4 protein-coding genes and 2 pseudogenes are annotated in these 4,336 nt (G+C 70.7%); 3 read left to right on the forward strand and 3 right to left on the reverse strand.

Annotated elements, in window-relative coordinates:
• The 3 genes from ECOMGDLI_RS00430 to ECOMGDLI_RS00440 all read right to left on the reverse strand — a co-directional run.
• Window positions 1-383, reverse strand: a 383-nt coding sequence (locus tag ECOMGDLI_RS00430; RefSeq protein WP_143447383.1) for a cation diffusion facilitator family transporter, incomplete at its 3' end; no start/stop codon positions are given.
• Window positions 380-1,144, reverse strand: coding sequence for a cation diffusion facilitator family transporter (locus ECOMGDLI_RS00435; protein ID WP_088312532.1), 765 nt, complete (start codon window positions 1,142-1,144; stop codon window positions 380-382). The genes ECOMGDLI_RS00435 and ECOMGDLI_RS00430, both read right to left, overlap by 4 nt.
• Window positions 1,141-1,524: a helix-turn-helix transcriptional regulator gene (locus ECOMGDLI_RS00440; RefSeq protein WP_233153243.1), complete on the reverse strand. Its 384-nt coding sequence runs from the start codon at window positions 1,522-1,524 to the stop codon at window positions 1,141-1,143. Before ECOMGDLI_RS00440 ends, ECOMGDLI_RS00435 begins: the two co-directional genes overlap by 4 nt.
• 1,150 nt (window positions 1,525-2,674) lie before the next feature.
• On the opposite strand from ECOMGDLI_RS00440, the gene ECOMGDLI_RS00445 reads away from it, so the two are divergent.
• The 3 genes and pseudogenes from ECOMGDLI_RS00445 to ECOMGDLI_RS00450 all read left to right on the forward strand — a co-directional run.
• Window positions 2,675-2,956: a hypothetical protein gene (locus ECOMGDLI_RS00445; RefSeq protein WP_088312536.1), complete on the forward strand. Its 282-nt coding sequence runs from the start codon at window positions 2,675-2,677 to the stop codon at window positions 2,954-2,956.
• Between the two features lie 514 nt (window positions 2,957-3,470).
• Window positions 3,471-3,623: pseudogene (locus ECOMGDLI_RS36550) on the forward strand (DUF6578 domain-containing protein); the annotation flags it as partial.
• Between the two features lie 44 nt (window positions 3,624-3,667).
• Window positions 3,668-4,336: pseudogene (locus ECOMGDLI_RS00450) on the forward strand (cation diffusion facilitator family transporter); the annotation flags it as partial.

Raw genomic sequence — 4,336 nt, forward strand, 5'->3', positions numbered from 1 at the left:
AAGACGAGCATCAGCCCGCCTTCGACAGCGGGTGGGTCGACCCAGCGTCGCCAGGCCTCCCAGAGGATGTAGAGCGCCACGGCGAAGAGCAGGACGGCGTTCGCGACGGCCGCGAGGATCTCCAGCCGGTAGTAGCCGAAGGTGCGCTCGGGGGTCGCCGGTCGGGCGGCGAACGTGACCGCGAGCACGGCGAGCAGGATTCCCGCGACGTCGGTGAACATGTGCCCGGCGTCGGCGAGCAGCGCCAGGCTCCCGGTCACCGCCGACCCGATCAGCTCGGCGACCAGGACGGTCGTCGTCACGGCGAGGACGGCGAGCAGCCGGCCACGGTGGGCGCCACCGGCACTGACGGTCGGGCCGTGGTTGTGGTCGTGCCCGCTCACCGTGCGGTCCTCTCGTCGGAGCCGGTCCGGCCGGTCGGCCGGTCGCAGCCGCAGTCGCAGCCGGGGACGCAGCCGGCTTCGCCGCCGCTGTCGGCTGCGGCGGCCGATGGCACCGTCATCGTCGCGGTGACGGCCGGTGCGCACGTGCACGCCTCGCCGCGCCAGGCCTCCCTGCCCTCGCGGACGGCCAGGCCGGCGACGACCAGGCCGACGACGGCGTCCGCCCACCACCAGCCGAACGCCGCGTTGAGCGCGAGGCCGACGAGCAGCACGGCCGACAGGTAGGTGCACAGCAGGGTCTGAGTGGAGTCGGCGACGACCGTCGCCGAGCCGAGCCGGCGGCCGGTGCGGCGCTGCGCCCACGACAGGAACGGCATCACCACCAGCGACACCGCCGCGACCGCGATGCCGACCCGGGACGGGGCCGCCTCGCCGCCGCCGAGCAGTGCCCGTGCAGCCCCGAACGAGACGTACGTCGCCAGTGCGAAGAACGAGACGGCGATCAGCCGGAGCGCCTGCCGCTCCCGGGTCTCGGGCAGCGGGTGCCGGAATTGCCACAGGATGACCAGACCCGAGGACATCTCGACGATCGAGTCCAGGCCGAACCCGACGAGCGCGATCGAGGACGCCGCGGCACCGGCGGTGATCGACACCACCGCCTCGACGCCGTTGTACACGACCGAGGCCGCCGCCAGCTGCTGCGCCCGCCGCCCGAGGAGGGCGCGCGTCTGTGGGTCGAGCGCGGTCGCAGCTGGGGTCATGACGTGGCTCCCGTGCCGTACCGCGGACACAGCACGACCGCGCGGCCCGTCGCTGCGAGCAGCGCCTCGGCCGCGCGCAGCACCTCGAGCACTTCGTCGCCGGCCGCCGTCGAGTACACCGACGACCGACCCACTGCCCGCACCGTGACCATCCGGCAGTCGAGCAGGCATCGCAGATGGGCCGAGACCGTGGACTGCGCCAGTCCCAGGTGCTCGGTCAGCTCCCGCACGTTGTGCTCGCCGAGCAGCAGATGAGTCACGATCGCCAGTCGCGACGGGTCACCCAATCCTCGGAACAGGCTCGCCGCCTCTGTGAGGCCCCCGGGCCTGGCATCCGTGGGGCCGCTGCCAGCAAGCATCGGATCGTTACTGGCCACCATTATCGGCACACGGCGATGTTACCTCTTGCTCCGGCGTGGGCGCCACCCCGCGGCGGATGGGTCGTCCGTGCCCAACGAGTCCTATGTACCGTGAGGCGCCGAGCATGCCTCAGGTGTGCAAACGAAGGAGAAGCGGCGGGATGACAAGCAGTGACGACGAGCGCCGGCGCAAAGCCAACCGCCTCACCCTCCTGGGGTTCGCGGTCGTGGCCTGCGGCTACCTCGCATGGATCGTCGTGGTCCTGACCAGCTGACAATCATCCGGTCAACGAACGGTCGAGATCGGCACCACGATCAAGGCCGCCGGTCGCACCACGGCCGCGACGACGCAGGAGCGCGCGAGCCTCGCTGCCGTCTCGGACCGGCTCGGTGCGGCAGCCGCCGACACCACGGGCCGTCATCGCCGCGGACGCCGACCAGCCCGTCCGGCGGTTCAGCCTGACCGTCCACGGCACCTGAGACGCCGCCGACTGCGCCGAACGGGCACGCCTCTGGATGTAGCCACGAGTCGCCGGGGGATGGATGATCCGTGCATGACGAGCTGAGGTCGTCGCCGTGACGGGAGGCGCGATGCTCGGTGGATGGGTGGCGGTTGCGGCCTTCGCCGCGCTCGTCCTTCTCGCCGACCGGCTGGCCCGGCGCCATCGGCGTCCGCGAACAGTCCTGCTGGTCAGTGCAGTGACCGGACTCGCCCTTTCCGCGCTCGGCGCCGTCAGCGTCCAGCTGCGGGCTGCTGGTGACCTTCCCAGCCTCCGCGGCATCGCCGTGATGTCCGGTGGCGGACTGGCTGCTCGTAGGCGCTGCATTCGCAGGTTTGGGACAACCCCTCCAGACACCCGGACCACCTGGTGCGGCGGGCGGGGTGGCCCCTCGGACGCCGAGCGTCGCCCTCGCATCTGACGATGACGTCGGCTCGGCCGAAAGGCACATGTGAGTCACCTCCCCCGACAAGAATGGTCCGCGCCAGCGCACCGCGCACCTGTCAGATCGGCCCGGCCAAGGGAGCAGGGTCACCAGGCGGCAAGACTGTGGGGGTACACCGTGAGGACCCGTCCGGCGGCTTGCGGATCACCGGGTTCTCCACGAGTCTCATCGCATGCGAGGGCGGCCGGGCAAGGGTGCACTGATCGGGGGAGCCGTCTGCCTCGGTGTGCTCGCGCTCATGTTCACGCCTCGTGTCATCGACGGTGACTACTACGAGATCCTTGATCCGATTGTGTACTTCGCAGTCCCGTTTCTCGTGCTGTGCGTCGGCATCGGCGCCTTGGTCGGCGCCGGACCTCGGGCCACTTCGTCCTCCGCCGTCCTCTCGCGGTCGGCGACGCCGCGGGCTCTCGCACTGGCTGCGACTACCATCGTCGTGACGCTTGCGGCTTGGACAATCGCTTGGGCCACGGGTGTCATCGAGACGCCGCCCCTGGGCATCGGGTAGTAGCCCAACTGCCGGGCGCCACGCGCCGGAGACCCGCTGCCGGTGCCGGTCGTCGCCCTCGGCGCCTATCGCTGTGCGAGTCTCAGTTCTCGTCTCATTCGCTGGGGTCGGTGAACGTCCATCGACGTCCGCTGGGGCCGCATGACCTGCGCAAACGCGCTCCATGGACGTGTGCGGACGCTGGTGGGCAGTTCTCGAAAGCGTGTGAGGGTGCAAGCCCTCCGTGGGTTCAAATCCCACCGCCACCGCTCTGACCTGCGGAAACGCGGTCATACCCCCTGTGGGTATGGCCGCGTTTCTGTGTCCTGGTCTCAGTTCTCGTCCACTCTGGACGTCTCGCCGGGCGGCTCGATGCTGTCCGCGGACGTCCACCGGGGTCCGTGGCGGTCCGGGTCCTGGGCCGGGTGGAGGTGGTACCTGCCGCGGAAGCGGGTGTGGTGGCGTCCGAGGACGGTTGCCCGGGCCGTGGGATGGTGGCGCGGTGCGGCGGACGGTGTGGATCGATGACTGGCAGATGCAGTGTTGCGGTGAGCCGTTCGCCGTGGGGGACGAGGTGCGCTTCACCGTCGGCTCGTCCGACGGGTCGTGGCTGCGTCCGGCCTTCGGGACCGAGACGCCGGCCGTCACCGATGTGGAGGACCACCACGAGCTGCGCCGTGACCCGTACCCGTTGAACGGTCGGGTGACCCGGATCCGGCTCGCACACGCAGTCCGCGCTCACAGTCAAGGCGCGGGGGTTACCGATACTACCGACTGGAGATCCTCGCAGCCGTCGCCAACGCCGTCCTGCTGTTCGCCGTCGCGCTCTACATCCTCTGGGAGGCCTGGCGACGCTGGGTCGACCCACCCGCTGTCGAAGGCGGGCTGATGCTCGTCTTCGCGCTGGTCGGCCTGGTCGCCAACATCGTCGGGCTGCTCGTGCTGCGAGCCGGCGCCAAGGACAGCCTCAACGTCCGCGGCGCCTACCTCGAGGTCCTGGGCGACACGCTCGGCTCGGTCGCCGTCATCGTCGCCGCGGTCGTCATCGCCGCCACCGGCTGGCTGCGGACCGACGTCCTGGCCTCGGTCGCCGTCGCCCTGATGATCCTGCCCCGGACGTGGACCCTGCTCCGCGAGGCCGTCGACATCCTGCTCGAGGCCACCCCCAAGGGCATCGACCTCACCGAGGTACGTCGCCACATCATCGACACCCCAGGCGTCGTCGACGCCCACGACCTGCACGCCTGGACCATCACCTCCGGGCTGCCCGTGCTGTCCGTGCACGTCGTCGTCACCGACGACGCCCTCGCCGACGGCGGAGCCGCCAAAGTCCTCGACGCCCTCGCCGACTGCCTGGCCGACCACTTCGACGTCGACCACTGCACCTTCCAGCTCGAACCC

It is taken from the genome of Kineosporia sp. R_H_3 (assembly GCF_002198675.1).
In the GTDB taxonomy this organism is placed as follows: Bacteria; Actinomycetota; Actinomycetes; order Actinomycetales; family Kineosporiaceae; genus R-H-3.

Bases quoted from the DNA above. Each gene is read 5' to 3' on its own strand.
- ECOMGDLI_RS00440 (WP_233153243.1), bottom strand. From the start codon at position 1,524: ATGGTGGCCAGTAACGATCCGATGCTTGCTGGCAGCGGCCCCACGGAT.
- ECOMGDLI_RS00435 (WP_088312532.1), bottom strand. From the start codon at position 1,144: ATGACCCCAGCTGCGACCGCGCTCGACCCACAGACGCGCGCCCTCCTC.